Origin of the sequence: Bradyrhizobium sp. BR13661, assembly GCF_029892425.1 — a bacterium.
In the GTDB taxonomy this organism is placed as follows: domain Bacteria; phylum Pseudomonadota; class Alphaproteobacteria; order Rhizobiales; family Xanthobacteraceae; genus Bradyrhizobium.
This window is the reverse complement of sequence record NZ_JARXWB010000003.1, coordinates 56,812-82,134: the sequence shown is the minus strand read 5'-3', so window position 1 is coordinate 82,134 and position 25,323 is coordinate 56,812. Positions and strand designations below refer to the sequence as shown.

The following is a 25,323-nucleotide window of genomic DNA, read 5'->3' as shown; positions in this document are numbered from 1 at the left end:
AGGGGGAAGCGTAGCAATGTCATCGAAGAACCGTCTGGACCCGATTCCGCAGCCGCCGACCAAGCCGGTGGTCGGCAACATGCTGTCGCTGGACTCGGCTGCGCCTGTGCAGCATTTGACGCGACTGGCCAAGGAGCTCGGCCCGATCTTCTGGCTCGACATGATGGGCTCGCCGATCGTCGTCGTTTCCGGCCATGATCTCGTCGACGAGCTCTCGGACGAAAAGCGCTTCGACAAGACGGTGCGTGGTGCGCTGCGCCGCGTGCGTGCAGTCGGCGGCGACGGCCTGTTCACGGCGGATACCAAGGAGCCGAACTGGAGCAAGGCGCACAACATCCTGCTGCAGCCCTTCGGCAATCGCGCCATGCAGTCCTACCATCCGAGCATGGTCGACATCGCCGAGCAGCTCGTCCAGAAATGGGAGCGGCTCAACGCCGACGACGAGATCGACGTCGTCCACGACATGACCGCGCTGACGCTCGACACGATCGGCCTGTGCGGTTTCGACTACCGCTTCAATTCATTCTACCGGCGCGATTACCATCCCTTCGTCGAGTCGCTGGTGCGCTCGCTCGAAACCATCATGATGACGCGCGGTCTGCCGTTCGAGCAGCTCTGGATGCAGAAGCGGCGGAAGGCGCTCGGCGAGGACGTCGCCTTCATGAACAAGATGGTCGACGAGATCATTGCCGAGCGCCGCAAGAGCGCGGAAGGCGTCGACGACAAGAAGGACATGCTCGCCGCCATGATGACCGGCGTCGACCGCTCGACCGGCGAGCAGCTCGACGACGTCAACATCCGCTACCAGATCAACACGTTCCTGATTGCGGGCCACGAGACCACCAGCGGCCTCTTGTCCTACACGCTCTATGCGCTGCTGAAGCACCCCGACATTCTCAAGGAGGCCTATAACGAGGTCGATCGCGTCTTCGGCCCCGACGTCAACGCCAAGCCGACCTATCAGCAGGTGACGCAGCTCACCTACATCACGCAGATCCTGAAAGAGGCGCTCCGGCTGTGGCCGCCGGCGCCGGCTTACGGCATCTCGCCATTGAACGACGAGACCATCGGCGGCGGCAAGTACAAGCTCAGGAAAGGCACGTTCACCACGATCCTGGTGACCGCGCTGCATCGCGACCCCAGCGTTTGGGGGCCTAATCCCGACGCGTTCAATCCCGAGAATTTCAGCAAGGAAGCTGAGGCAAAACGGCCGATTAATGCGTGGAAGCCATTCGGCAACGGCCAGCGCGCCTGCATCGGCCGTGGTTTTGCGATGCACGAGGCCGCGCTCGCGCTTGGCATGGTGCTCCAGCGTTTCAAGCTGATCGACCATCAGCGTTACCAGATGCATCTGAAAGAGACGCTGACGATGAAGCCGGAGGGCTTCAAGATCAAGGTGCGTCCGCGCGCGGATCGCGAGCGCGGAGCTTATGGCGGACCTGCAGCCGCGGTGTCGGCGCCAAGGGCGCCGCGCCAGCCGACCACGCGGCCCGGTCACAACACGCCGATGCTGGTGCTGTACGGCTCCAATCTCGGCACCGCCGAGGAGCTTGCAACGCGCATGGCGGACCTTGCCGAGATCAACGGCTTCGCCGTGCATCTCGGACCGCTCGACGATTACGTCGGCAAGCTGCCGCAAGAGGGGGGCGTGCTGATCATCTGCGCCTCCTACAATGGCGCGCCGCCCGACAATGCGTCGCAATTCGTGAAATGGCTCGGCGAGGACCTGCCGAAGGATGCCTTTGCCAATGTCCGCTATGCGGTGTTCGGCTGTGGCAACAGCGATTGGGCCGCCACCTATCAATCGGTGCCGCGCTTTATCGACGAGCAATTGGCAAGGCATGGCGCGCGCGCAGTTTATCCGCGCGGTGAAGGCGATGCACGCAGCGATCTCGATGGTCAGTTCCAGAAATGGTTCCCGGCGGCCGCGCAGGTCGCGACCAAGGAATTCGGCATCGACTGGAACTTCACCCGCACCGCGGAGGACGATCCGCTCTACGCGATCGAGCCGGTGGCTGTGACCGCCGTTAACACCATCGTCGCGCAGGGCGGCGCGGTGGCGATGAAGGTGCTTGTTAATGACGAGCTTCAGAACAAAGGCGGTGCCAATCCGTCGGAGCGCTCGACGCGCCATATCGAGGTGCAGCTGCCGGCCAACATCACTTACCGCGTCGGCGATCATTTGAGCGTCGTTCCGCGCAACGATCCCACGCTGGTGGATTCCGTCGCCCGCCGGTTCGGCTTCCTGCCGGCCGACCAGATCAGGCTTCAGGTCGCGGAGGGCCGCCGCGCGCAATTGCCTGTTGGCAATGCCGTGTCGGTCGGCCGTCTGCTCAGCGAGTTCGTCGAGCTGCAGCAGGTGGCGACGCGCAAGCAGATTCAGACCATGGCCGAGCACACCCGGTGCCCCGTCACCAAGCCGAAGCTGCTGGCTTTCGTCGGCGAGGAGGGCGAGCCGCTCGAGCGTTACCGCAGCGAGGTTCTGGCCAAGCGCAAATCGGTGTTCGACCTCCTGCTCGAATATCCCGCCTGCGAGCTGCCATTCCACGTCTACCTGGAAATGCTCTCGCTGCTGGCGCCGCGCTATTATTCGATATCGTCTTCGCCCTCGGTGGACCCGGCGCGCTGCAGCGTCACGGTCGGCGTGGTCGAGGGGCCGGCGGCCTCGGGGCGCGGCACCTATAAGGGCATCTGCTCGAACTACCTCGCCAACCGGCGGGCGGGCGATACGATCTACGCGACGGTGCGTGAGACCAAGGCCGGCTTCCGGCTCCCGGATGATTCATCGGTGCCCATCATCATGATAGGACCGGGCACGGGACTCGCGCCGTTCCGCGGCTTCCTCCAGGAGCGCGCCGCGCGCAAGGCCAGAGGCGCGAGCCTCGGACCGGCGATGCTGTTCTTCGGCTGCCGCCATCCCGATCAGGATTTTCTCTATGCGGACGAGCTGAAAGCGCTCGCCGCAAGCGGCATCACCGAACTGTTCACCGCGTTCTCGCGGGCCGATGGACCCAAGACTTATGTCCAGCACGTGCTTGCCGCGCAGAAGGACAAAGTTTGGCCGCTGATCGAGCAGGGCGCGATCGTTTATGTGTGCGGCGACGGCAGCAGGATGGAGCCCGACGTGAAGGCGGCGCTCGTTGCGATCTACCGCGAGAAGAGCGGTAGTGATGCGGCTGCAGGCGCCCGCTGGATCGAGGAGATGGGCACGAAGAACCGCTACGTGCTGGACGTCTGGGCGGGAGGGTGACTGTCCGCCCGATCGTGCTAAAGCACTCCCATGATTCGCTGGGAAAAGATCGACACCGCCAAAATCCCCGGCTCCGACGAGGAGCTTCGCCTGATGCGGCGGGGCAAGGAGTTTTCCATCAAGCTCGGTACCAACGAGCTGATGAACAACCGCCTGTCGGGCTCCGAGGCCGCGCTCGCAACGCTGGCGGCAAAGCAGATCGAGACGGTGGCAAAGCCCGTCGTTCTCATCGGCGGCCTTGGCATGGGCTTTACGCTGCGCGCGGCGCTCACTGTGCTGGGAGCTAAGGCCAGGATCGTGGTCTCCGAGCTCGTGCCGGCGGTCGTCGCCTGGGCGCGAGGTCCGATGGCGGAAGTCTTCGGTGACAGTCTTGATGATGTCAGGGTGAGCATCCGCGAAACCGATGTCGGCGAAATTATCCGGGCGAAGAGCTCGGCCTTCGACGCCATACTCCTCGATGTCGACAACGGCCCGGAGGGGCTGACCCGCAAGGGTAACGACGCGCTCTACAGTGCGAGCGGATTGACGGCGGCAAAGAAGGCGCTACGGCCGGGCGGCGTGCTTGCGGTCTGGTCGTCGGGCCCCAATCCTGCCTTCACCAAGCGCCTTGGCCGCGCCGGCTTCGATGTCAACGAAGTCGCTGTCCGCGCCACCGGCCGAGGCGGCGGCGCGCGCCACGTCATCTGGATCGCGAAGAAGAGCTAGAACATCGTGTTGTTGTTCGCCGGATTGTCCGGGATTGGCTGAACGACATCCCAATGTTCGACGATCTTGCCGTTCTCCAGCTTGAAGATGTCGACGATGGCGTTGCCCTTGGTGCCGGGCTCGCGAACCGCGTTCACGTGCAGGATGACGTAGTCACCATCCACGAACGAGCGTTTGATCTCGCTGTGCGAGTTCGGGAACTTTTCACGCAGGAAGCCGATGAACTTTCGAAAACCCTCCGGGCCGTCGGCGGCGTTCGGATTGTGCTGGGTATACCGGTCGCCGACATAGGCGAGGGCTGCGTCGACGTCCTTCTGATTGAGACCCTTCTCGTAGAAAGCCAGCACGGCTATGCGATTGGCTTCTTCCTGTGCGCTGCCGGCGATCGCGCTGCCGTTTGCGAAAGCCAGCGTGAGAACCGAGGCGGCGATCATTGCGCCGGACCGAAAGACGAACTGCATGGCGAACTCCAGGAGGCGGCGGGCCTCTGTCTCTTGCGACTAAGGAAGGCCTCTATAGCTCTCGTCCCGGCTCGCGTTAAGAGAGTAACCGGCAGCTCACATGGTCACCGTCAGGAGACCGACGATTTCGGTCTACGCTGCCTGTGCGGCTGCACCATGCGCGTGCTTGTCGATTGCGCCGATGACCTCTGGCCAAAACCGCGCCGGCAAAGCGTGGCCCATTCCCTCGACCATCAGGAGCTTGGCACCTGGAATCGAAGCCGCGGTATCCTTACCGCCTTCGGGACGGACCAGCGGATCGACGGTGCCGTGGATCACGAGCGCTGGCGTCTTGACCGAGTGCAAGCGCTCCTTGCGGCTACCGGAGGCGAGCACGGCGCGGAGCTGCCGGCCAACGCCGGCCGGATTGAGACCGCGCGCGAACGTGCGTTCGGCGCGGCCGGGATCGAGTGCTTCCTCTTCAGGGAACGAGCCGGCGCGCAGCACGATCCAGTTCCGGCAGAATCGCGCGATGTACTCTTCCTTGCTGCGCGGCGGAGGTGCCATCAGCACGGCGGTCGCTTCGCGGGTCGGAGGCGGCAGGCGCGGATTGCCTGTCGTCGACATGATTGAGGTCAGCGAGCGCACACGCTGTGGAAACGACAGCGTGACCTCTTGCGCAATCATGCCGCCCATGGACGCGCCGACGAGGTGCGCGGACTTGATGCCGAGCGCGTCCATCAGGCTGACCGTATCCTTCGCCATGTCGATCAGCTTGTAGGTCGCCGCAACCGGGATTTTCAGGAACCGCAGCTTCAACAGCTCCAGCGGCGTCAGCCGTGCGCCGCCGTTGAGATGGCTCGACTTGCCGATGTCGCGGTTGTCGAAACGGATCACGCGAAAGCCGCGCGAGGCAAGCTGCTCGCAGAACCCATCGTCCCAATGGATCATCTGCGCACCTAATCCCATGATCAGCAGCAGCGGCTCGGCATTGTCGTTGCCGAAAATCTCGTAGCAGATGTCGATGCCGTTGGCGCGAACGGTCTGGGGCGGCTGATGGGCGGTCACGGGCGTGTTCCCTCGAGCTTTTGATCATTGCTGTATCGCACGGTTTCCTGCGGCGAAGAAGCCGTGTGCTGGCACGAGATCGCTTGCAGGTTGACCGGCACCCCGCAACGGTGTGGTATGGCGGGAAAAGAAGGGCAAAAGCCCTCCACATCGGGAGGACGCTGATGACCGACAAGATCACCGATCCAGTCGCCTTGTGGCAGAAGATGGTCGGCGAAATGGAGAAGGGGTTCAACTCCTTCGCCACCAAGGCGATGGAGACGCCTGAATTCTCGCAGGCCATGAATCGGGCCGGCGGCGCTGCTGCAGGTGCTCAGAAGCAGTTCGGCGATCTCATGGAGAAGTACCTTCTCTCCATGAACCTGCCGAGCCGCGAGCAGATGACCGGCATCGCCGAGCGCCTGCAGGCCATTGAAGGTCAGATCGGCGAGATCAAGTCGATGCTGAGCCATATGTCGGCTAGTTCGGGCGAGGCGCATATCGGCGCTGCGCCGCGGCCGCCCCGCACCAAACGTCCGCCCTCCGAAGGCGGAGGGCCAAAATGAACGCGCCGGCGGGACTTGATTTTGCGGCGATCCCGGATCGCATCCAGGCCGAGGTGCAGCGCGCCATCCAGCGCAGCATCAAGGGCGTCGAATATTTCTCCACCTCAGGTCCGACGCTCGGATCGACCCCGAAGGACGTGCTGCATTCGCGCGGCACGATGAGCCTTTACCACTACCGGCCGATGTCGGACGAGATCTACCGTGTTCCGGTCCTGATCGTGATGGCGACCACCAATCGCGGCTACATCCTCGACCTCGTACCAGGCCAGAGTTTTATCGAGTTCCTGCTGCGGCGCGGCTACGACGTCTACATGCTCGACTGGAACGCGCCGCGGCCGGAGGAGAAGAGTTTGAGGATGGAAGACTATGTCCTCGACTTCATCCCGGATTGCGTTCGCCGCGTGCAGGCGGACTCGGGAGAGCAGGATGTCTCCGTCATCGGCTATTGTTTCGGCGGCGTGCTGTCGCTGCTCTACGGCTCGATCTTCACGGACGGGCCGATGAAGAATTTGATCTGCTTCACCACGCCGATCGACTTCCGCGAGATGAAGCTGTTCTCCAATTTCTCCGACCGCCGCTATTTCGACGTCGACCGTCTCGTCGACAGCGTCGGCAACGTGCCGCCGGAGATGATCCTGTCCTCGTTCGAGATGCTGCGCCCGGCCTCGCGCACCGTGAGCCAGATCCAGCTCTGGGAAAACATCTGGAACGACGAATTCGTGAAGTCGTACCGGATGTTCGATCGCTGGGCGACCGACACGCTGCCGCTGGCTGGCGAATATTTCCGCGGTATCACCAAGGAGCTGATGTGGGACAACAAGCTCTATAACGGCACCATGTCGGTCGGTGGTCGCGACGCGAAGCTCGAGAACATCAAGGTGCCCATCCTTCATGCGGTCGCCGAGCACGATCACATCGTGCCCTATGAGGCGGCCAAACATCTGATCGCGAAGATCGGCTCCGCGGACAAGGAAGAGGTGATGCTGAAGGGCGGTCACGTCTCGCTGGTCGCCGGCGCCAACGCGGTGAAGCGGCTGTGGCCGAAACTGGATTCCTGGCTGGGGACACGATCGACATGAGTGAGCAGCGCTCCTATCCGCGTCACCTCAAGACCGACGCGGGCGATATCGAGATCCGCCTGATGTCGCCGGCGGACGAAGCGGCCGTGCTCGCCTTCGGCAAAGGCCTGCCGACGCACGACCTGTTGTTCCTGCCGCGCAACATCAGCGAGCCGAAGGTGCTGTCGGCCTGGGTCAAGGAGATCGAGCGCGGCGCGATCCAGAGCCTGCTCGCGGTGAGGGACGGCAAGGTCGTCGGTTGCGGCACCCTTGTGCGCGACCCGCATTCCTGGTCGCCCCATGTCGGCGAGATCCGCATGGTGGTCTCGCCCGACGTCCGCGGGAAGGGGGTGGGTAAGGCGCTCTCCCAGGAGACCTTTGCACTGGCGCTCGGGGCGGGGCTGGAGAAGCTCTCGGTCCAGATGACGGTCGACCAGCAGGCGGCGATCGCGCTGTTCGAGAGCCTCGGCTTCAAGGCCGAGGCGCTGCTCCGGGACCATGTCCGGGATGTCGGTGGCACGACCCACGACATCGTCGTGCTGGGGCACAATATCGCGCAGGTCCAGGCCCAGATGGAGGCCTATGGGCTGCCAGGCGCCGTCCAGCATTAAGAGTGCCGTCCAGCATTAAGAGCGCCGTCCAGCACCGACGCATCATCCAGAAATCAAAAGCTGGAATTCAACCCCATGCACAGTAGGCGGCGGGCCAAGAAGGCATCAGATTGCCTCCCGTTAAGGCTGTTCACGAATTCGTGATATCGCAGTGCAATATGAATATTGCATCGCACAATTAACTATGCCATATAACCCGTGCCCCGGGCCATCGCGGACGGGGTGAGCCCATAGCTCAACCCAATGAGGATGGAGAGAACCCCATGACCACCGAAACCAACGCCACTTTCGAAGGCTTCAAGGACGCTTTCAAGAACATCCAGAACCTGGAAGTTCCCGAGGCGGCCCGTGAGTTCGTCAAGAAGTCTGCCAACACCGCCAAGGACCGTGCTGCCGAGGTGTTCGCCGGCTCCGAGCGCGTGACCGCCGCCGTCGAGAACGCGGTGACCGAGTCCGTCACTGAAGCCGGCAAGATCAGCCGCAACATCCAGCAGGCGATCTACGAGGACGCAGAGGCGTTCTTCTCGGGCATCGACAAGCTCGCGTCCGCCAAGTCGTTCAGCGAAGCCGTCGAGATCCAGTCGAGCCTGCTCCGCGCCCAGGGCGAAGCGTTCGTCTCGCGCGCCAAGGCGACCACCGACTATCTCGGCAAGCTTGCCGCCAACGGTGCCAAGTCCGCTCAGGACAACTTTGCCAAGGTCTACAACAAGACCGCCTGATCTGGCGCCCTGAGACCAAACTGAAATTTGAGGCCCGCTTCGGCGGGCCTTTTGTTTTGTCTCTTGCGTTCCCCGGATGCAGTGCAGCGCGCCCCTGGCGATGCGAAGCATCGTCCAGTGGCGTGGTGCACTGCTGATCCGGGGTCCATCTTGTCTTTGTTGATTGCTGGGTCCCGGCTCTGCGGTGCATCGTTGCACGCTGCACCGCGTCCGGGACACGCGGAGAATGACGCGCTAAGTATTTGCCATGACTCCATCAGGCAGTTTCTCCTTTGATTCCCCCGGCGATGCCGAACGCGCGGCGGAGCTGCGCCGCGTGAAAGCGCTGGCGACGCTGGTGCTCGCCTCGACGCTCTTGCTGTTCATCGTCGCGAAATGGCTGCTGCCGGTGCACCCCGTGTTCGGCTTCATCGCCGCTTTCGCGGAGGCCGCCACTATCGGTGGGTTGGCCGATTGGTATGCCGTGGTCGCGCTGTTCAAGCGGCCGCTCGGCCTGCCGATCCCGCATACGGCCATCATCCAGAGCAATCAGGCCCGCATCGCCGACAAGCTCGGCGAATTCATCCAGGTGCATTTCCTCGAGGCCGGACCCGTTGAGGCCAAGCTCAACGAAATCGATTTCGGTTCCTTCGTCGCCGACTGGCTGCGCGATCGCAAGCGCAGCGATGATCTCGCGCGCTTTGCGCTGCGGCTGCTGCCGGAGGCGGTATCCGCGACCGAAAGCTCCGGCCTGATGACCTTCATCATCCGCCGCATGTCATCGCAAATTCAGGCGATCGACCTCGCACCACTCGCGGCCGGCACGCTGCGCGGCTTCGTGACGGAGGGGCGGCACCAGATCCTGTTCGACGACCTCCTGCGCGTGATGCACGAGACGTTGAACCAGAAAGAGACGATGGCGATGATCCGCGAGAAGGTGCGCGCGGAATTGCCGACCCTGCTCAAGCTCTATCGCGCCGACAAATTTCTGGTGAACAAGATCGTTTCGTCCGCCACCGCCTTCTTCAACGAGGTGCGCAGCGATCCCAAGCATCCGTTCCGCGGCGAGTTCGATCGCATGGTGCTGAGCTTCGTCGATCGGCTCGGCACCGACCAGGCCTATATCAACCGCATCGACGGCTTGAAGCGCGACCTGCTGGCACGGCCGGAGCTTGCCGATCTCGCCCGCACCGTCTGGTCCAACACGCGCTCCTTCATCGAGCGCAGCGCGTCCGGAGAGACGCAGGTGCTGCAGCATCATCTCGCCGGTATGTTCGTTTCGGCCGGCGATGCGCTCGCCGGCGATGCCGAGCTGCGCGGCGAGATCAACAGGGGACTGGTGACAGTGCTGCGCAGCTTTGTCGCCGACCAGAAGAGCGGCGTCTCGACCTTCATCTCCGACCAGGTCAAGGCGTGGGACATGGCGCAGCTGATTTCGCTGATCGAAATCAACATCGGCCGCGACCTGCAATACATCCGTTTCAACGGCTCGCTGATCGGAGGGCTCGCCGGTCTTGCGCTTTACTCCGTAGAATTCCTGCTCCGATTGTTGTGACTTTTGCGTCACTCCCAACAGCATTAGCGCACGGGCCTATTGTCGGCTCGCGCCTCTCCCGCTTGAATGTTCGGAACCGGCCGCCTAACTGATTCATGTTGCGCTGCGGAACGATCGAGAAGCCGGCGTATTGGAATTCATGCTCATTGCCGGCCCCGCCGCCGGTGGCTTTCCAGGAATTCTTGCCCAAGGGATCCATTGATGACCGCTACCGCCCAGACGCTGCGCCCGCCGTCCCGTACCCTGATGTTTCTGGAAGGGCGCGCGATTCACGAGTTCGGCGCATTCCTCGGCGCGCTGCCGCTGCTGAGCCTTGCGCCGCGTGGCGATGGGCATCCGGTGCTGGTGCTGCCGGGTCTCGTGGCCTCCGACGTCTCCACGCGCGCGCTGCGCAGCTTTCTGAACAGTAAGGGCTATGCAGCGAGCGGCTGGCGCCAGGGCCGCAACTACGGCCTGCGCGAGGGCGTGCAGCATGCGATGCTCGATCTGGTCAAGGAGCTCAGCGACAAGCATGGCAGCAAGATCAGCCTGGTCGGCTGGAGCCTTGGCGGCCTTTACGCGCGCCAGCTCGCCAAGATGATGCCGGAACGCGTGCGTCAGGTGATCACGCTCGGCAGCCCCTTCGCCGGTGATCCCCGGTCGACCAATGCGTGGCGCGTCTACGAATGGGCGAGCGGACGGAAGTCCGACGAGGTCGATCCGGAGTTCGGCGGCGAGCTCGCCGTGGCGCCGCCGGTGCCGACCACCGCCATCTTCAGCCGCACCGATGGCGTCTGCGCCTGGCAGGGCTGTATGGAGAAGACGGGTGCGCAGACCGAGAGCATCGAGGTGGAGAGCAGCCATTGCGGCATGGGTCACCATCCCGCCGTCGTCTATGCCGTCGCCGACCGCCTCGCGCAGAAGGAAGGCCAGTGGCGCCCCTTCGACCGCAGCGGCTGGCGCAGCGTGGTCTATCCCGACCCGCATCGCTAGTTTCTTTGCCTCTCCCCGCCTGCGGACCGTAAGAACGGGGAGAGTAAGAGTAAGACCGTCGCTCTCGTCCATTGTTCGCCCAGCGCAAAACGCGCTATGCCTCGCGCATGGCGCATCCGCTCTCCCGCATCATCGAACAGCTCAAGCGCGAGCCGTCGCGCACCGGCTCCATCGTCATCACCATGTTCGGCGATGCTATCGTTCCGCGCGGCGGCTCGGTGTGGCTCGGCACGCTGCTGGAATTCTTCGAGGGCCTCGATATCGATGGCAGCGTGGTGCGCACCGCGATGTCACGGCTTGCCGCGGACGGCTGGCTCTCGCGCGAAAAGGTCGGGCGCAACAGCTTTTATCGTCTGGCCGAGAAGGGCCGCGAGACGTTCGAGGCCGCGACGCGCCACATCTACGATCCGCCGCCGTCGGATTGGACTGGCCGCTTCGAGCTGCTGCTGATCGGCAACGGCGAGGATCGTGACGTCTCGCGCGAGGCGCTGCGCAATGCCGGCTTCGGCAGTCCGCTGCCCGGCGTGTGGGTCGCGCCATCAGGCGTGCCCGTGCCGGAGGAAGCTGCGGGTGCCATCCGCCTTGAAGTCTCGGCCGAGGATGACAGCGGGCGCCGCCTGCTCAGCGCAAGCTGGCCGCTGGAGCGCACTGCTGATGCCTATCTGAAGTTCATGAAGACATTCGAGCCGCTGCGCGCCGCGATCGCGCGCGGCACGGATCTGTCCGAGGCCGACGCCTTCACGGCTCGTATCCTACTGATCCACTACTACCGTCGTGTCGTGCTGCGCGATCCGCTGCTGCCAGAAAGCCTGTTGCCCGCGGATTGGCCGGGCAGGGCTGCCCGCGAACTCTGCGGCGAGATCTATCGCGCGCTGCTTGCTCCATCCGAACAATGGCTTGATAGCCATGGAACCAACGAAAAGGGGCCTTTGCCGCCGGCGCGGAAGCTTCTGGAGAGGAGATTTGGCGCCTGATTCATATGTTACAGAAATATCTTGCATGACGTAATTTTTGTTATATATTGCCTCCCAATAAATCGGGAGGACTGCGCATGTACACCCAGGCGCTGAATACGGCTGAGACCGACGATCGCGGTCTTGAGGATGCGGCCAAGGCGGCGCAGTTCCAGGCCCGCATCGATGCCGAAGAGCGCATCGAGCCGAACGACTGGATGCCGGCGGCCTATCGCAAGACGCTCACCCGCCAGATCTCCCAGCACGCCCATTCCGAAATCGTCGGCATGCTGCCCGAAGGCAACTGGATCACGCGCGCGCCGACCTTGCGCCGCAAGGCCGCGCTGCTCGCCAAGGTGCAGGACGAGTGCGGTCACGGGCTCTATCTCTACGCTGCGGCCGAGACGCTTGGCGCCTCCCGCGAAGAGCTGGTCGACGCCATGCTCGCGGGGAAAGCAAAGTATTCCTCGATCTTCAACTATCCGACGCTGACCTGGGCCGACATCGGTACCATCGGCTGGCTGGTCGATGGCGCCGCCATCATGAACCAGATCCCGCTGTGTCGCTGCTCCTATGGCCCCTATGCGCGCGCAATGATCCGCGTCTGCAAGGAAGAGTCGTTCCATCAGCGCCAGGGCTACGAGATCATGCTGACGCTGTGCCGCGGCTCGGACGAGCAGAAGGCGATGGCGCAGGACGCGCTGAATAGATGGTGGTGGCCGGCGCTGATGATGTTCGGCCCGCCGGATGCGACCAGCCAGCACAGCGACACCTCGACCAAGTGGAAGATCAAGCGTTTCTCCAATGACGAGCTGCGCCAGAAGTTCGTCGATGCCACCGTGCCGCAGGCGCAATATCTCGGCCTCACCATTCCCGATCCCGGCATGACCCAGGACGCGGAAGGCCACTGGCGCTACAGCGAGATCGATTGGACCGAGTTCAAGCAGGTGCTCGCCGGCAACGGCCCGTGCAATCGCGACCGCATGGCTGCGCGCCGCAAGGCGCACGAAGAGGGGGCTTGGGTGCGCGAGGCGGCCGCCGCCTATGCCGCCAAGCGCGCACAGCGCCAGACCGCGCAAGCCGCCGAATAGGGAGATCGATATGGCCACGCCGAATACGCCGCTGTGGGAAGTCTTCATTCGCAGCCGCAACGGGCTCGCGCACAAGCATGTCGGCTCGCTACATGCGAGCGATGCGACGATGGCGCTGCAAGCCGCCCGTGACATTTACACCCGCCGTGGCGAGGGTCTGTCGATCTGGGTGGTGCCGTCGACTGCGATCACTGCAAGCGATCCCGCCGAGAAGGGCATGATGTTCGAGCCGGCGGAATCGAAGATCTACCGGCACCCGACCTTCTATGAGGTGCCGGAAGAAGTGGGGCACATGTGATGGGGTTGATGTGATGTCTTGCGCCAACATCCAGGTCTTCGAGACGCCGCTGGTGCTCTACGCGCTGCGCCGCGCCGATGATGCGCTGATCCTCGGTCACCGACTGTCGGAATGGTGCGGGCACGCGCCGATGCTGGAAGAGGACATGGCGCTCTCGAACATTGCGCTCGACCTGATCGGCCAGGCACGCGAGCTCTACAGCTACGCCGCCAAGGTCGAAGCCAAGGACAACGACGAGGACAAGCTCGCGTACCTGCGCGATGTCAGGCAATACGGCAACCTGCTGCTGGTCGAGCAGCCGAACGGCGATTTCGCCCAGACGCTGGTGCGGCAATTCTTCTATTCCGCTTTCGCCGACCTCTACTGGCGCGCCATGATGGCCTCAAGCGATCCGACGCTCGCAGCCATTGCTGCGAAGTCCGAGAAGGAAAGCGCGTATCATCTCCGGCATGCCTCGGAATGGATCATCCGGCTCGGCGATGGCACGGACGAGAGCCATGCGCGCGCACAAGGCGCGATTGATCATCTCTGGGCCTTCACGGGGGAGATGTTCTCTGTCGATGAAGGCGAACGCGCCCTGATCCATGCCGGCATTGCCATCGATCCCGGCACCTTGCGCGGCCGCTGGCTGACGACGCTTTCCGACGTCGTCGATGAAGCAACGCTCACGCTCCCGCAAAGCGACTGGATGCAGCAGGGCGGCCGTTGCGGCCGCCACAGCGAGCATCTCGGCCATCTCCTGTCCGAGCTGCAGTCGATGCAGCGCACTTTCCCGGGGCAGACATGGTGACGGTGCTGGAGCGCGACAGCGAACTGCGTCAGCGCGCCTGGGACGCCGCGGCGAGTGTGGTCGATCCCGAGATTCCGGTGCTGACCATCGCCGATCTCGGCGTGCTGCGCGATGTCACGCTCAAGGGCGAGCAGGTCGAGGTCGCGATCACCCCGACCTATTCGGGGTGCCCGGCCATGAACATGATCGCCCTCGAAATCGAGATCGCGCTGGAGCGCGCCGGTTTCCTTAAGCCGAAAATCCGCACTGTGCTGTCGCCCGCCTGGACCACCGACTGGATGAGCGAGGAGGGGCGCCGCAAGCTGCGTGCCTACGGCATCGCGCCGCCGCAAGCCTCACACTCGCGTCGCGCGTTGTTCGGCGAGCAGGCTGTGGCATGCCCGCAATGCGGTTCTGACAAGACCGAGCTGTTGTCCGAGTTCGGCTCGACCTCCTGCAAGGCGCTCTGGCGCTGCAAGACCTGCCGCGAACCCTTCGATTACTTCAAGTGTCATTGACCATGTCAGCAGCCGCACCGCGCTTCCACCGCTTGGCCGTCAACGATCTCCGCCGCGAGGCCTCCGACGCCGTTTCGATGACCTTTGCCATCCCGCGCGAACTGGCCGACGATTATGCGTTCAGCCCTGGTCAGTATCTCACGCTGCGCACCACGCTCGACGGCGAGGAAGTGCGCCGCTCCTATTCGATCTGCTCCGGCCCTGACGACGGAGAGATCCGCATCGCCGTGAAAAAGGTCGATGGCGGCGCGTTCTCGAGCTGGGCGGCGGACGAACTGAAGCACGGCGACGAGCTCGACGTGATGACGCCGACGGGGCGCTTTGGCGTCGTTCCGCCTGCTGAAGCCGGACGCATCCATGTCGGCTTTGCCGCAGGATCCGGCATCACGCCGATCCTGTCGATCGTCAAGGGCGTGCTGGCGCGCGAGCCGGACAGCCGTTTCTTCCTCTTCTACGGCAACCGCGCCACCGACAACATCATGTTCCTCGAGGCGCTTGAGGAGTTGAAGGACCGCTTCATCGATCGTCTTTCGATCTTCCACGTCATCTCCGGCGAGGAGCAGGACATCCCGATCCTGCACGGCCGGCTCGACGGCGAGAAGGTGAGGGTGCTGCTGCGCTCGCTGGTGCCCGCCGAAAGCGTCGACCATGTTTTCATCTGCGGGCCATCAGGCATGAGCGAGGACGTCGAGGCGACTTGCCGAGGTCTCGGGATCGCGGAGGAGCGCATTCATGTCGAGCGCTTTGTCTCCGAATTCGGCGGCAAGCCGCGCGCAAAGAAGGTCGTGGCTCCCGATGCGCCACCGAAGGCGGTCGCCTCCCTGATCATCGACGGCAAGCGCCGTGACGTACCGGTCGCCGAGGACGAAGCCATCCTCGATGCCGCGCTGCGCGCCGGAGTCGATCTTCCCTTCGCCTGCAAGGGCGGCATGTGCTCGACCTGCCGCGCCAAGCTGGTCGAGGGCGAGGCGCCGATGGACCTCAACTATTCGCTGGAACCCTGGGAGCTGAAGGCCGGCTTTGTTCTGACCTGTCAGGCCAAGCCTTCGTCCGAGCGGGTCGTGGTCGACTACGACCACGTTTGACAGTATCGGCCAACCAGCAGAACATCATGGGCGAGCATTTGGCCGGGAGAAGTGCGTGAACGTCAAAGCCGCCCCTCAGGATGTTGCCCGCGCCTGCGCCGACGCGATGTGGGCGGAGGACGATGCCTCCAAGGGGCTCGGCATGGAGATCGTCGAGGTCGGCCCGGGTTTTGCGACGCTCGCAATGATGGTGCGGCCGGACATGGTCAATGGCCAGCGCATCGCCCATGGCGGCTTCATCTTCACGCTCGCCGATTCCGCCTTCGCCTTTGCCTGCAACTCGCACAACGACCGTGTCGTGGCAGCTCAAGGCCAGATTACCTTCATCAAGCCGGGCAAGCTCGGCGATCGCCTTGTTGCGAAGGCGCGTGAGGTGACCCGCGGTGGCCGCTCCGGCATCTATGATGTGCGCGTCACCGCAGGCGACACCGTCATCGCTGAATTCCGCGGGCATTCGCGTGTCATTCCCGGCACGTGGCTGCCGGCGCAAGAATAACAAGCAGAAGAACAGATCAATGTGGGGAAACGAGAATGGCTTCGACGAAGCTGAAGGAAGGCGGCCACGTTTATGAGGCCGAGATGGATGCGCATGAGCGTGCGTCGCGCGACGAGATCATGGCGCTGCAGAGGCAGCGGCTGGCCTGGTCGCTGCAGCACGCCTACGACAACGTCGCACATTATCGCAAGGCCTTCGACAAGGCTGGCGTGCATCCGTCCGATTTTCGTGAACTCTCTGATCTCGCGAAATTTCCGTTCACGGTGAAGACGGACCTTCGCGACAATTATCCCTTCAACATGTTCGCCGTGCCGCGCGAAAAACTGGTGCGCGTGCATGCGTCATCGGGCACGACGGGCAAGCCGATCGTGGTCGGTTATACCCAACGCGATATCGAGACATGGTCGGACGTGATGGCGCGATCGATCCGCGCCGCCGGTGGTCGCACTGGCATGATCATCCACAATGCCTATGGCTATGGTCTTTTCACCGGTGGCCTTGGTGTCCATTACGGCGCCGAGAAGCTCGGCTGCACGGTGGTTCCGATCTCCGGTGGCATGACCGAGCGCCAGGTGCAGCTCATCAACGACTTCAGGCCTGATATCATCACGGTGACGCCGAGCTACATGCTGGCGATCCTCGACGAGTTCAAGCGGCAGAAGCTCGATCCACGCCAGTGTTCGCTCAAGGTCGGCATCTTCGGCGCCGAGCCCTGGACCAACGCGATGCGCGGCGAGATCGAGGACGCTTTCGATATGGATGCGACCGACATCTACGGCCTGTCCGAGGTGATCGGCCCCGGCGTTGCGCAGGAATGCATCGAGACCAAGGACGGCCTGCACATCTGGGAGGACCATTTCTATCCTGAAGTGATCGACCCCGAGACCGGCGCAGTGCTCCCCGATGGCGAGAAGGGCGAGCTGGTGTTCACCTCGTTGACAAAGGAAGCCTTCCCGGTGATCCGCTATCGCACCCGCGACCTGACGCGCCTGCTGCCGGGCACGGCACGGCCGGGCATGCGGCGGATGGAGAAGGTGACGGGCCGCTCGGACGACATGATCATCCTGCGCGGCGTCAATCTGTTTCCGACCCAGATCGAGGAGGTGCTGCTCGCAACCGACTGGTGCGGGGGCCACTTCATCCTCGAGCTCACCCGCGAAGGCCGCATGGACGAGCTGACGATCATCGCCGAGGCGCGGTCGGAGAGCTGGGACGGAAGGGGCCTTGTCGATCACGCCGACCGGATTTCGACCCATATCAAGAACACGATCGGCATCAGCTCCAGGGTGCAGGTGGTCGCGCCCGCGACGCTGGAGCGCTCGCTGGGCAAGGCCAAGCGGCTCTACGACAAGCGGCCCAAGGATTGACTTGAAGGACTGACCCGACGGATTGACTTGACCGCCCCCAAAGGCGACAAGGCCCGCGAGAAATCGCGGGTTTTTCCATGTCGCCAGCCGATACCAAGACCGTCGAAGCGCGCTGCGTGCGCCTCAATGCCAAGGCCGAGAACGCCGCTGCGATTGCACCTGACGTAGAGCGTCAGACCCTCACGCGTGGCCCGAACGATCTGCTGATTGAAGTGAAAGCCGCGGCCGTCAACCCGTCGGACGTCAAGGCCGCGACGGGGCTGATGCCCTATGCCGTGTTCCCGCGCACGCCGGGCCGTGACTACGCTGGCGTCGTGATCGACGGCCCGGCTGGCACCGTTGGTCGCGAAGTGTTCGGCTCATCCGGCGATCTCGGCATCCGCCGAGACGGCACGCATGCGAGCCATCTCGTGGTCGAAGCTGACGCGGTGGTCGAGAAGCCCAAGTCGCTGTCCTGGGAAGAGGCCGCAGGCATCGGCGTGCCGTTTGTTACCGCAATGGAAGGCTTTCGTCGCGCTGGCATTCCCAAGGCCGGTGAGACCGTGCTGGTGTTCGGCGTCAACGGCAAGGTTGGGCAGGCCGCGGTGCAGATCGCAACCTGGCAGGGCGCGCACGTCGTCGGCGTCGTGCGCAAGGCGGAAGCCTATGAAGGCCACAGCAACGCGCCCATCGAGGTGATCGACGCGTCTGCTGTCGACGTCGCTGCGCGCGTGCGTGAACTGACCGGTGGCAAGGGGGCCGACGTCGTCTTCAACACGGTCGGCGATCCCTATTTCCAGGCGGCGCACAAGTCGCTGGCGCTTCGCGGTCGCCAGATCCTGATCGCCGCGATCGACCGCATCGTGCAGTTCAACATCCTCGAATTTTATCGGGGCCAGCACACTTATGTCGGCATCGATACGCTCGGCCTGTCGTCGATCGCAACGGGCGCGGTGTTGCGCGATCTCAGCCCGGGATTTGCGAGCGGCCACCTCAAGCCGTTCCCGATCAAGGCGAGCGCCGTCTATCCGCTGGAGCGCGCCAAGGACGCCTACGTCGCGGTCGCCGGCTCATCACGCGATCGCGTGATCCTGAAGCCGTAGTCATGGAATCCACCCAACTCGTCGTCCTCGCCGGTCTCGTCATCGGCCTCGTCTACGGCGCCGTCGGTCTGCTCAGCGGCTTCTGCCTGCTGAGCAGCATGCGCGGATGGCTGGCGGAGGGAGACGGGCGGCTGGTGCGATCTTATGCACTGGCGATCGCGGTCGCGATTGCGGCGAGCCAGTTTCTCGCCGGCAAGGGCATGGTCGATCTCGGCAAGTCGATCTACCTGCAGCAGACCTTTTCGGTGCCGGTACTGTTCCTCGGCGGCTTGCTGTTCGGCTACGGGATGGTGCTGTCGAACGGCTGCGGCTCGCGCGCGCTGGTGCTGCTTGGGCGCGGCAATCTCCGCTCCTTCGTCGTCGTGATCGTGCTCGCAATTGCCGCGCAGATGGCGCTCAAGGGCCTGATCGCACCGGCGCGCATTGCGTTGGTTCAGGCGTCGCAAACGACTGTCGCTGCGAATTCTCTGCCGTCGGTGCTGGCGATGCTTGGTCCGACTGAGGCTGTTTCGTGCGCGCTGGCCGTCGTCGTGGTCGTCGTTGCGTTGATCCTGTTTGCCTTCGCCCAGCCGGCGTTCCGTCGCTCGCCGGGCCAGATCGCGGCGGGCGCCATCGTCGGTCTGCTCGTCGCCGGTGGCTGGTACGTCACCGGCTATCTCGGCGCCGACGATTTCAATCCGGTGCCGGTCACTTCGCTCACCTTCATCGCGCCGATCGCAGACAGCCTGCAATACGCGATGCTCTCGACCGGTCTGACGCTCAACTTCGGCATTGCGACCGTTGGCGGGGTCTTCGCCGGCAGTCTGGTGACCTCGCTCGTTACCGGTCGCTTCAAGCTCGAGGGCTATTCTTCGCCACGCCACATGCTGCGATCGGCCGGCGGTGCCGCGCTGATGGGGATCGGCGGTGTGATGGCGTTCGGCTGCTCGATCGGGCAGGGGCTCACGGGCATCTCGACGCTCGCGCTAGGCTCGTTCATCGCGGTCGCCGGCATCCTGCTCGGCGCGACGGCCGGCCTGCGCGGTGCCCTCCGCGTTCAGCCGCTCGCGGTGGCCTGACGGCGCAGCAGCCGGTCGCCCAGCGTCGCCAGGCCGATGCCGGACACGATCAGCGCGGCTGCAATGACAAGGCTGATGTCGATCGGCTCGCCCAGCAGGATCGCCGCACTGGCGATGCCGACGAGCGGTGTCCCGGTGGTGCCGAGCGCCGTGGTCAGCGCCGAGATGCTTTTGTTCACCATTGACATCGCCCAATAGGCGAGTGCGGTCCCGATCAAGCCGGAATACAGGAACAGCAGCACAAGCTTCCACGACCATTCCGCGTGCGGCAGGCCATCCGTGACCAGCGCCGAGACAGTCAGGATGATTGTTGCCACGAGCACCTGCCAGATCAGAAGCTGCAACGGCGAGGCGATCCAGCGGTGCGCGCGGATATAGATGATATTCGCGGCCCAGGAGATCGCGGCCAGGATGACCATGCCGGCGCCGACGAGCACGTTTGTGTTGGTCCAATCGATCGATGTGGGATTCAGAATCACGGCAAGGCCGATCAGGCCGAGCAGGGCGCCGGCAACTTTTGGCGCGGTCAACGTGTCTTTCCCGAGCAGAGGTGCTGCGATCGCGACCCAGAGCGGCGTGGTATAGCCGAGCACGATGGCCTTGCTCGCGGGCAGAAAGCGCACGCCGGCCGCGACCAGAACAGAGAATATCGTCATGTGCAGCAGCGCCACGCTGAGCACCACCGGAACGTCGCGCCGTTCCGGGATCACCAGATTGTTGCTCAGTCCAAGGATCACGAACAATCCCGCCAGCGCGATCCAGCTCCGGATCGCCGAGGTCCATAGCGGTGGGAGGAATTGCACCAGCTGCTTGGTCATCGACCAGTTCACGCCCCAGGCCAGCACGACGATGAGGAACAGGCCGATGGCCGTGCGGGGCGAGAGGGAGGAGTTCATCGCAAGGTCCTTGAAGCAGTCCGATCCCGTGGATAGCATCCAGTCTGGTACCCAAAAAAGTGCCAGATTGGAGAAGATCAAGGTGCCAGTTTCCGAGGCAATGATTTCTGCCCTGATCGACCTGAAGCGGGCTGACGATACGGGGCTGGCGGCACAACTCACGAGCCAGCTCCGTGCCCTGATTGCGGCTGGCCGCCTCGCCAAAGGCCGTGCGCTGCCGTCGAGCCGTCAGCTTGCTGACGATCTCGGTGTCTCGCGCAACACTGTCACCTACGCGTTCGAGCAACTCGCAGCCGAGGGATATCTCGAGGCCTCGCACGGCCGCCGTCCCGTGGTGACGGTCGACGGCAACGAGCGTGCCGACGGGGCGGGCGCCGCTGCTTCGAGGGTCCGCTCTGCCAAGCCTCGGTTCTCGCCTTGGGCTTCCAGGTTGAAGCAGACCGACTGGCCGATGTCCTATCAGGCGCCGCTCAAGCCGTTGCGGCCTGGGCATGGAGATGCACGCGAGTTTCCGAACGAGATCTGGGCGCGCTGTCTGCGCCGCAGTGCCGTGCGCGCCGCCAGGCGCGAGCTTGGCCCGGTCAACCGTACGCGCCTGCGCGAGGCGCTGGCGCATTATCTGGCGACCAGCAGAGGCGTTCGTGCGACCGCAGACCAGATCCTGATCCTGCCGAGTGCGCAGGCCGCGCTGACCTTGATCGCGGCTGTGCTCATCACGCCGGGCGATGAGGTCTGGGTCGAGGACCCCGGCTATCCCGGCGCCGCGGCCGCCTTTCGCGCGTCTGGGGCGCGCGTGACCGGCATGAGACTGGACGAGCAGGGCATGCAACGGATGCCGGAAACGGTCGCGCCAAAACTCATCTTCATGACGCCATCGCACCAGCACCCGACCGGACGGCTGATGTCGCTGGCGCGCCGCAACGAGTTTCTCAGGTCAAGCCGGCCCGGCAAGACCTGGATCGTCGAGGACGATTACGATGGCGAATTCCACTATGACAGCCGGCCGGTGCCGGCCTTGCAGGGGTTGGACGCCCATGGTCGCGTGTTTTATGTCGGCACCTTCTCGAAGGCGATGACGTCGGATATCCGGCTTGGCTATCTCGTCGTGCCACCGGCGCTCGTCGGCACGTTCGAGATCGCGCAGCGGCACATCGGCCTGATCGCGTCCAGCCACATTCAGGAGGCGCTTGCCGAGTTCATCGCCGACGGACATTTCCTCGCACATCTGCGGCGGATGCGCCGGCTCTACCATGCGCGGCGCGATCATCTCGTGGATGGACTGGAACGCCATCTCGGCGAGGTGCTCGCGGTTGAGGTGCCCTCGGGCGGTATCCAGCTTGTTGCGCGCCTGAAACGAGGGCGCTCCGATCAGGCGGCGGTGAAGCGGCTGGTCGAGGCAGGTGTCGAAACGCGAGCGTTGTCGAGTCTGGCGTTGGCGAAGCCACGCGATCATGGCCTTCTGCTCGGCTTTGCCGCCTGGCGCGAGAGCGAGATCAGCGCGGCGATACGAACGATGGCCTCGTGCTTCTAGCGCGCTAGTTCACGGCGCGTGTCACGATGCGGATCTCCGAGGTCAGCGTCCGGTGCACCGGGCACTTGTCGGCGATCTCCATCAGCTTCCTGCGCTGCTCGGCATCGAGCGCGCCGTCCATTGCGATATCGCGTTCGATCTGGTCGAGCATACCGTCGCGCGTCTCGCACTCCGCGCAGTCCTTGGCGTAGATTTTGGAATGCTTCAGCGTGACGGTGACGCGGTCGAGCGGCAGCGATTTGCGGTCGGCGTAGAGGCGCATGGTCATGGACGTGCAGGCGCCGAGACCGGCGAGCAGGAAATCATAGGGGCCGGGCCCGGCATCCTCGCCGCCTGCGGCGACCGGCTCGTCGGCCACCAGATGATGCGGCCCGACCGTGATGATCTGGTTGAACTTGCTCTTGCGGGTCTCCTGCACCACGACCCTGCGCGGTTCCTCCGCGATGTCCGGGGCCTTCGCGGACTTGGCCGTGTCGATGTACCGGCTGGCCCAGGCGGCAATCACGTCGGCCGCGTAGAGCGCGTCCGCCGGCTTTGTCAGAAGGTGATCGGCATGGTCGAGCGAGACAAAGCTCTTGGGATGTTTCGCGGCAACGAAGATTTTCGTCGCGTTGTCGATCCCGACGGTGTCGTCGACCGGCGATTGCATCACCAGAAGTGCCTTGTGCAGGCCGGTGATATCGGTCATCAGCTCGTGTTCGGCGATGTCGTCGAGGAATTCGCGCTTGATCCGGAACGGCCGCCCTGCGAGCGAGACTTCAACCTCGCCCTGTGCCCGAATCGCATCCACATGTTCTCTGAACATGCCCGTGACATGAGCCGGATCGGATGGCGCTGCGATCGTGACGACGGCTTTCGCCTCCGCAATCTTGCCGGCTGCTGCCAGGATCGCGGCGCCGCCCAGGCTGTGGCCGATCAGGATCGAGGGCGCCTTGCGGGTCGAGCGCAGATGGTCTGCCGCGTGCACAAGATCGGCGACGTTCGATGAGAATGTCGAGTTCGCAAACTCGCCTTCGCTCGACCCGAGGCCGGTGAAGTCGAAGCGCAGCACCGCAATGCCTTTGGTCGCGAGCGCGACCGAGATGCGCTTGGCTGCCAGCGTGTCCTTGCCGCAAGTGAAGCAGTGCGCGAACAGCGCGTAGGCCAAGGGCTCGCCGTCAGGCAGTTCCAGCGCGGCGGCAAGCTGATGGCCGCCTTCGCCGGTGAATTGAAAGCGTTCAGTCGGCATTGGCTTGCTCCGTTCTTGTTTGACGCTAATCGCCAGAATAGCGCTGTTCGGCCCAGGGATCGCCGCGGTTATGATAACCACGGACTTCCCAGAAGCCCGGTGCATCCTCTGTCAGGAATTCGATGGCCTGCAGCCACTTAGCGCTCTTCCAGAAGTACAGATGCGGCACGACCAGCCGCACCGGGCCGCCGTGCTCTTCGCTCAGCGGCTGACCCGACCAGCTATGGGCGAGCAGCGCGTCCTCGGCGGCAAAGTCTTCCAGCGCGAGGTTGGTGGTGTAACCGTCATAGGAATGCAGCACGACGAAGTGGGCATCGTCGCGCGGCTGGCAGGCCGCGAGCAGCTCGCGCGTCGCGAGCCCTTCCCAGTGATTGTCGTAGCGCGACCATGTCGTCACGCAATGAATGTCGGAGGTGAACTGGTCCTGCTTCTGCGCGGCGAACTCGGCGTAGGTCCAGAAGATGGGATTCTCGATCGCGCCGTAGACGTCGAGCCGCCAGCGGTCCCGCGACACCGGCGGCAAGACGCCGAGATCGAGCACCGGCCAGTCCTTGGTGAGATGCTGTCCGGGCGGCAGCCGTTGGTCCTCAGGCCGCGTGATCTTGCCGGTGAGGAATCGGCCCTCGCGCGCCCATTTCTCCTTGGTGCGGGTCAGCTTGCTGTCGGATGGCGTTTCGTCGGCCATAGGCTGCTCGCGAATGAGCTACTGGTGGCGGTGCATCGCGGATTCATGCTTGGTGTCGCGCATGGTGGAGTAGATGATCAGCGACAGGAAGATGATGCTGGCGAGATAGTAGTAGAACCACTGCTCGTGCCCGATGGTCTTGAAATAAAGCGCGATCGCCGGCGCGGTGCCGCCGAAGATCGAGACCGTGATCGCATAGGGCAGGCCGACGCCGAGGGCGCGGACGTTGGTCGGAAACAGCTCGGCCTTCACCACCGCGTTGATCGAGGTGTAGCCGGCGACGAACAGCCACGCGCAGCAGATCAGAACGAAGGCCACGAATGGCGACTTGGTCTCCTTCAGCGTCATCAGCAGCGGCACGGTCGCGAGCGTGCCGGCGACACCGAAGAAGATCAGAAGCGGCTTGCGGCCGATCTTGTCGGAGATCGCGCCGTAGATCGGCTGCAGGATGGTCGCGAAGATCAGCGTGCCGAAGATGACGAAGGTGGTCTGGTCCTCGGTCAGCCCGACCGAAAGCTTGACGAAAGTCTGCATATAGGTGGTGAAGGTGTAGAACGCCGCGGTGCCGCCGGCAGTGAGGCCGACCACCAGCAGAAGCTCACGCGGATATTTCAGCAGGTTCGTGATCGAACCGGTCGGCTTCACCACCTTCTTGGCCTCCTCGAAGGCTTCGGTCTCGTGCAGATTGCGCCGCATCACCGCGGCAAAGATCGCGAGCGCCGCGCCGATCGCAAACGGAATACGCCAGCCCCAGGCCTTCAGTTCGTCGGGCGTGAGGAAGACCTTTTGCAGGAGCAGCAGCACGATGATCGCGGTCAGCTGGCCACCGATCAGCGTGACGTACTGGAAGCTCGAGTAGAAGCCGCGATGCTTGGGATCGGCGACCTCGCTCAGGTAGGTGGCGCTGGCACCATATTCGCCACCCAAGCTCAGGCCCTCGATGACGCGAGCGAGCGCCAGGATCACCGGCGCGGCAAAGCCGATCGTGGCATAGGTCGGCGTCAGCGCGATGATCAGCGAGCCGAAGCACATGAACACGACCGACAGTGTCAGCGAGATGCGCCGGCCGTAGTGGTCGGCGAGGTAGCCGAAGAACCAGCCGCCCAGCGGGCGCATCAGGAAGGTCGCCGCAAAGATCACGGCGGCATTCAATTGCTGCACCACGGGGTCGTTGCCCGGGAAGAAGGCCGGCGCGAAATACAGCGCGAACGCCGTATACGCGTAAAAGTCATACCATTCGACGAGGTTGCCGACGGAGCCGATGAAGATCGCCTTGATTCGCCGCTCGGCGTCGGCGATGTCGAAATGGTCGGAGGCCGGTTTAATTGCCTGCTCTGTCACGTCCGGCCTCCCAGAAATTCATG

General features: G+C 63.8%; 25 protein-coding genes. 19 read left to right on the top strand and 6 right to left on the bottom strand.

What is annotated here, in order from left to right:
• Nucleotides 1-16: 16 nt before the first annotated feature.
• Together M2427_RS06045 and M2427_RS06040 are read left to right on the top strand one after the other, a co-directional pair.
• On the top strand, nt 17-3,250 hold the full coding sequence (locus M2427_RS06045; protein WP_280705294.1) for a cytochrome P450: 3,234 nt from the start codon (nt 17-19) through the stop codon (nt 3,248-3,250).
• A 30-nt stretch (nt 3,251-3,280) separates the two neighbouring features.
• Nucleotides 3,281-3,955 (top strand): spermidine synthase, encoded by a 675-nt coding sequence (locus M2427_RS06040; RefSeq protein ID WP_280705293.1) that lies wholly within the window; start codon nt 3,281-3,283, stop codon nt 3,953-3,955.
• Here M2427_RS06040 and M2427_RS06035 read toward each other — a convergent pair.
• A complete protein-coding gene (locus tag M2427_RS06035) occupies nt 3,952-4,416 on the bottom strand; it encodes a nuclear transport factor 2 family protein (RefSeq protein ID WP_280705292.1) in 465 nt (154 codons plus the stop codon). The genes M2427_RS06040 and M2427_RS06035 overlap by 4 nt on opposite strands.
• 132 nt (nt 4,417-4,548) lie before the next feature.
• The gene (locus tag M2427_RS06030) at nt 4,549-5,463 is read right to left on the bottom strand and encodes an alpha/beta hydrolase (RefSeq protein ID WP_280705291.1); all 915 of its coding nucleotides are present in this window, start codon (nt 5,461-5,463) and stop codon (nt 4,549-4,551) included.
• A gap of 164 nt (nt 5,464-5,627) precedes the next feature.
• Between M2427_RS06030 and M2427_RS06025 the strand changes: the two genes are divergently transcribed.
• From M2427_RS06025 to M2427_RS05950, 16 genes are all read left to right on the top strand, one after another.
• Nucleotides 5,628-6,008 carry a hypothetical protein gene (locus tag M2427_RS06025; protein ID WP_280705290.1) on the top strand — a complete coding sequence of 127 codons (381 nt, stop codon included), beginning with the start codon at nt 5,628-5,630 and terminating at the stop codon, nt 6,006-6,008.
• Nucleotides 6,005-7,087, top strand: coding sequence for an alpha/beta fold hydrolase (locus M2427_RS06020; protein WP_280705289.1), 1,083 nt, complete (start codon nt 6,005-6,007; stop codon nt 7,085-7,087). Before M2427_RS06025 ends, M2427_RS06020 begins: the two co-directional genes overlap by 4 nt.
• Nucleotides 7,084-7,677: a GNAT family N-acetyltransferase gene (locus M2427_RS06015; RefSeq protein WP_280705288.1), complete on the top strand. Its 594-nt coding sequence runs from the start codon at nt 7,084-7,086 to the stop codon at nt 7,675-7,677. The genes M2427_RS06020 and M2427_RS06015 overlap by 4 nt, the downstream gene beginning before the upstream one ends.
• A gap of 263 nt (nt 7,678-7,940) precedes the next feature.
• Nucleotides 7,941-8,396: a phasin gene (locus M2427_RS06010; RefSeq protein ID WP_280705287.1), complete on the top strand. Its 456-nt coding sequence runs from the start codon at nt 7,941-7,943 to the stop codon at nt 8,394-8,396.
• Nucleotides 8,397-8,643: 247 nt separating this feature from the next.
• Complete coding sequence (locus M2427_RS06005; protein ID WP_280705286.1) at nt 8,644-9,930, top strand: DUF445 domain-containing protein; 1,287 nt, start codon at nt 8,644-8,646, stop codon at nt 9,928-9,930.
• A 201-nt stretch (nt 9,931-10,131) separates the two neighbouring features.
• Nucleotides 10,132-10,902: an alpha/beta hydrolase gene (locus M2427_RS06000; RefSeq protein ID WP_280705285.1), complete on the top strand. Its 771-nt coding sequence runs from the start codon at nt 10,132-10,134 to the stop codon at nt 10,900-10,902.
• A 107-nt stretch (nt 10,903-11,009) separates the two neighbouring features.
• Nucleotides 11,010-11,876 carry a phenylacetic acid degradation operon negative regulatory protein PaaX gene (gene paaX / locus M2427_RS05995; protein WP_280705284.1) on the top strand — a complete coding sequence of 289 codons (867 nt, stop codon included), beginning with the start codon at nt 11,010-11,012 and terminating at the stop codon, nt 11,874-11,876.
• Nucleotides 11,877-11,953: 77 nt separating this feature from the next.
• Nucleotides 11,954-12,946: a 1,2-phenylacetyl-CoA epoxidase subunit PaaA gene (gene paaA / locus M2427_RS05990; RefSeq protein WP_280705283.1), complete on the top strand. Its 993-nt coding sequence runs from the start codon at nt 11,954-11,956 to the stop codon at nt 12,944-12,946.
• Nucleotides 12,947-12,956: 10 nt separating this feature from the next.
• Entirely contained in the window at nt 12,957-13,244 is a 288-nt protein-coding gene (paaB, locus tag M2427_RS05985) for a 1,2-phenylacetyl-CoA epoxidase subunit PaaB (protein WP_008136594.1), read from the top strand.
• Between the two features lie 13 nt (nt 13,245-13,257).
• A complete protein-coding gene (gene paaC, locus M2427_RS05980; RefSeq protein ID WP_280705282.1) occupies nt 13,258-14,034 on the top strand; it encodes a 1,2-phenylacetyl-CoA epoxidase subunit PaaC in 777 nt (258 codons plus the stop codon).
• Entirely contained in the window at nt 14,028-14,531 is a 504-nt protein-coding gene (gene paaD, locus M2427_RS05975; protein WP_280705281.1) for a 1,2-phenylacetyl-CoA epoxidase subunit PaaD, read from the top strand. Before paaC ends, paaD begins: the two co-directional genes overlap by 7 nt.
• Before the next feature lie 2 nt (nt 14,532-14,533).
• Nucleotides 14,534-15,616, top strand: a complete 1,083-nt coding sequence (paaE, locus tag M2427_RS05970; protein ID WP_280705280.1) for a 1,2-phenylacetyl-CoA epoxidase subunit PaaE — start codon at nt 14,534-14,536, stop codon at nt 15,614-15,616.
• Between the two features lie 55 nt (nt 15,617-15,671).
• A complete protein-coding gene (gene paaI, locus M2427_RS05965; RefSeq protein WP_280705279.1) occupies nt 15,672-16,112 on the top strand; it encodes a hydroxyphenylacetyl-CoA thioesterase PaaI in 441 nt (146 codons plus the stop codon).
• A gap of 35 nt (nt 16,113-16,147) precedes the next feature.
• On the top strand, nt 16,148-17,479 hold the full coding sequence (paaK, locus tag M2427_RS05960; protein ID WP_280705278.1) for a phenylacetate--CoA ligase PaaK: 1,332 nt from the start codon (nt 16,148-16,150) through the stop codon (nt 17,477-17,479).
• 77 nt (nt 17,480-17,556) lie between these two features.
• Nucleotides 17,557-18,561 carry a zinc-binding alcohol dehydrogenase family protein gene (locus M2427_RS05955; RefSeq protein ID WP_280705277.1) on the top strand — a complete coding sequence of 335 codons (1,005 nt, stop codon included), beginning with the start codon at nt 17,557-17,559 and terminating at the stop codon, nt 18,559-18,561.
• A gap of 2 nt (nt 18,562-18,563) precedes the next feature.
• Nucleotides 18,564-19,619: a YeeE/YedE family protein gene (locus tag M2427_RS05950; protein ID WP_280705276.1), complete on the top strand. Its 1,056-nt coding sequence runs from the start codon at nt 18,564-18,566 to the stop codon at nt 19,617-19,619.
• On the opposite strand, the gene M2427_RS05945 is transcribed toward M2427_RS05950, so the two are convergent.
• Complete coding sequence (locus M2427_RS05945; RefSeq protein WP_280705275.1) at nt 19,598-20,515, bottom strand: DMT family transporter; 918 nt, start codon at nt 20,513-20,515, stop codon at nt 19,598-19,600. The two genes, M2427_RS05950 and M2427_RS05945, sit on opposite strands and share 22 nt — an antisense overlap.
• 100 nt (nt 20,516-20,615) lie before the next feature.
• On the opposite strand from M2427_RS05945, the gene M2427_RS05940 reads away from it, so the two are divergent.
• On the top strand, nt 20,616-22,046 hold the full coding sequence (locus M2427_RS05940) for a PLP-dependent aminotransferase family protein (RefSeq protein ID WP_280705599.1): 1,431 nt from the start codon (nt 20,616-20,618) through the stop codon (nt 22,044-22,046).
• A gap of 4 nt (nt 22,047-22,050) precedes the next feature.
• Here the strand turns inward: M2427_RS05940 and M2427_RS05935 are convergent, their stop codons facing one another.
• Genes M2427_RS05935 through M2427_RS05925 form a run of 3 tightly spaced genes read right to left on the bottom strand, consistent with a single transcriptional unit; the run spans nt 22,051 to nt 25,300 of the window.
• Nucleotides 22,051-23,274, bottom strand: coding sequence for a bifunctional alpha/beta hydrolase/OsmC family protein (locus M2427_RS05935; RefSeq protein WP_280705274.1), 1,224 nt, complete (start codon nt 23,272-23,274; stop codon nt 22,051-22,053).
• 25 nt (nt 23,275-23,299) lie between these two features.
• Nucleotides 23,300-23,959 carry a sulfite oxidase-like oxidoreductase gene (locus M2427_RS05930; protein ID WP_280705273.1) on the bottom strand — a complete coding sequence of 220 codons (660 nt, stop codon included), beginning with the start codon at nt 23,957-23,959 and terminating at the stop codon, nt 23,300-23,302.
• A gap of 18 nt (nt 23,960-23,977) precedes the next feature.
• On the bottom strand, nt 23,978-25,300 hold the full coding sequence (locus M2427_RS05925; RefSeq protein ID WP_280705272.1) for an MFS transporter: 1,323 nt from the start codon (nt 25,298-25,300) through the stop codon (nt 23,978-23,980).
• Between the last annotated feature and the right edge of the window lie 23 nt (nt 25,301-25,323).

Excerpts from the sequence above, each read along its gene's own strand:
- paaB (WP_008136594.1), top strand. The coding sequence starts at position 12,957 with ATGGCCACGCCGAATACGCCGCTGTGGGAAGTCTTCATTCGCAGCCGC.
- M2427_RS06010 (WP_280705287.1), top strand. The coding sequence starts at position 7,941 with ATGACCACCGAAACCAACGCCACTTTCGAAGGCTTCAAGGACGCTTTC.
- paaC (WP_280705282.1), top strand. The coding sequence starts at position 13,258 with ATGTCTTGCGCCAACATCCAGGTCTTCGAGACGCCGCTGGTGCTCTAC.
- paaA (WP_280705283.1), top strand. The coding sequence starts at position 11,954 with ATGTACACCCAGGCGCTGAATACGGCTGAGACCGACGATCGCGGTCTT.
- M2427_RS05940 (WP_280705599.1), top strand. The coding sequence starts at position 20,616 with ATGATTTCTGCCCTGATCGACCTGAAGCGGGCTGACGATACGGGGCTG.
- M2427_RS05930 (WP_280705273.1), bottom strand. The coding sequence starts at position 23,959 with ATGGCCGACGAAACGCCATCCGACAGCAAGCTGACCCGCACCAAGGAG.
- paaD (WP_280705281.1), top strand. The coding sequence starts at position 14,028 with ATGGTGACGGTGCTGGAGCGCGACAGCGAACTGCGTCAGCGCGCCTGG.
- M2427_RS05945 (WP_280705275.1), bottom strand. The coding sequence starts at position 20,515 with ATGAACTCCTCCCTCTCGCCCCGCACGGCCATCGGCCTGTTCCTCATC.
- M2427_RS06005 (WP_280705286.1), top strand. The coding sequence starts at position 8,644 with ATGACTCCATCAGGCAGTTTCTCCTTTGATTCCCCCGGCGATGCCGAA.
- M2427_RS06000 (WP_280705285.1), top strand. The coding sequence starts at position 10,132 with ATGACCGCTACCGCCCAGACGCTGCGCCCGCCGTCCCGTACCCTGATG.
- M2427_RS06020 (WP_280705289.1), top strand. The coding sequence starts at position 6,005 with ATGAACGCGCCGGCGGGACTTGATTTTGCGGCGATCCCGGATCGCATC.
- M2427_RS05955 (WP_280705277.1), top strand. The coding sequence starts at position 17,557 with ATGTCGCCAGCCGATACCAAGACCGTCGAAGCGCGCTGCGTGCGCCTC.
- paaX (WP_280705284.1), top strand. The coding sequence starts at position 11,010 with ATGGCGCATCCGCTCTCCCGCATCATCGAACAGCTCAAGCGCGAGCCG.
- M2427_RS05950 (WP_280705276.1), top strand. The coding sequence starts at position 18,564 with ATGGAATCCACCCAACTCGTCGTCCTCGCCGGTCTCGTCATCGGCCTC.
- paaE (WP_280705280.1), top strand. The coding sequence starts at position 14,534 with ATGTCAGCAGCCGCACCGCGCTTCCACCGCTTGGCCGTCAACGATCTC.
- M2427_RS05935 (WP_280705274.1), bottom strand. The coding sequence starts at position 23,274 with ATGCCGACTGAACGCTTTCAATTCACCGGCGAAGGCGGCCATCAGCTT.
- M2427_RS06025 (WP_280705290.1), top strand. The coding sequence starts at position 5,628 with ATGACCGACAAGATCACCGATCCAGTCGCCTTGTGGCAGAAGATGGTC.
- M2427_RS06040 (WP_280705293.1), top strand. The coding sequence starts at position 3,281 with ATGATTCGCTGGGAAAAGATCGACACCGCCAAAATCCCCGGCTCCGAC.
- M2427_RS06015 (WP_280705288.1), top strand. The coding sequence starts at position 7,084 with ATGAGTGAGCAGCGCTCCTATCCGCGTCACCTCAAGACCGACGCGGGC.
- paaK (WP_280705278.1), top strand. The coding sequence starts at position 16,148 with ATGGCTTCGACGAAGCTGAAGGAAGGCGGCCACGTTTATGAGGCCGAG.
- M2427_RS06035 (WP_280705292.1), bottom strand. The coding sequence starts at position 4,416 with ATGCAGTTCGTCTTTCGGTCCGGCGCAATGATCGCCGCCTCGGTTCTC.
- M2427_RS06045 (WP_280705294.1), top strand. The coding sequence starts at position 17 with ATGTCATCGAAGAACCGTCTGGACCCGATTCCGCAGCCGCCGACCAAG.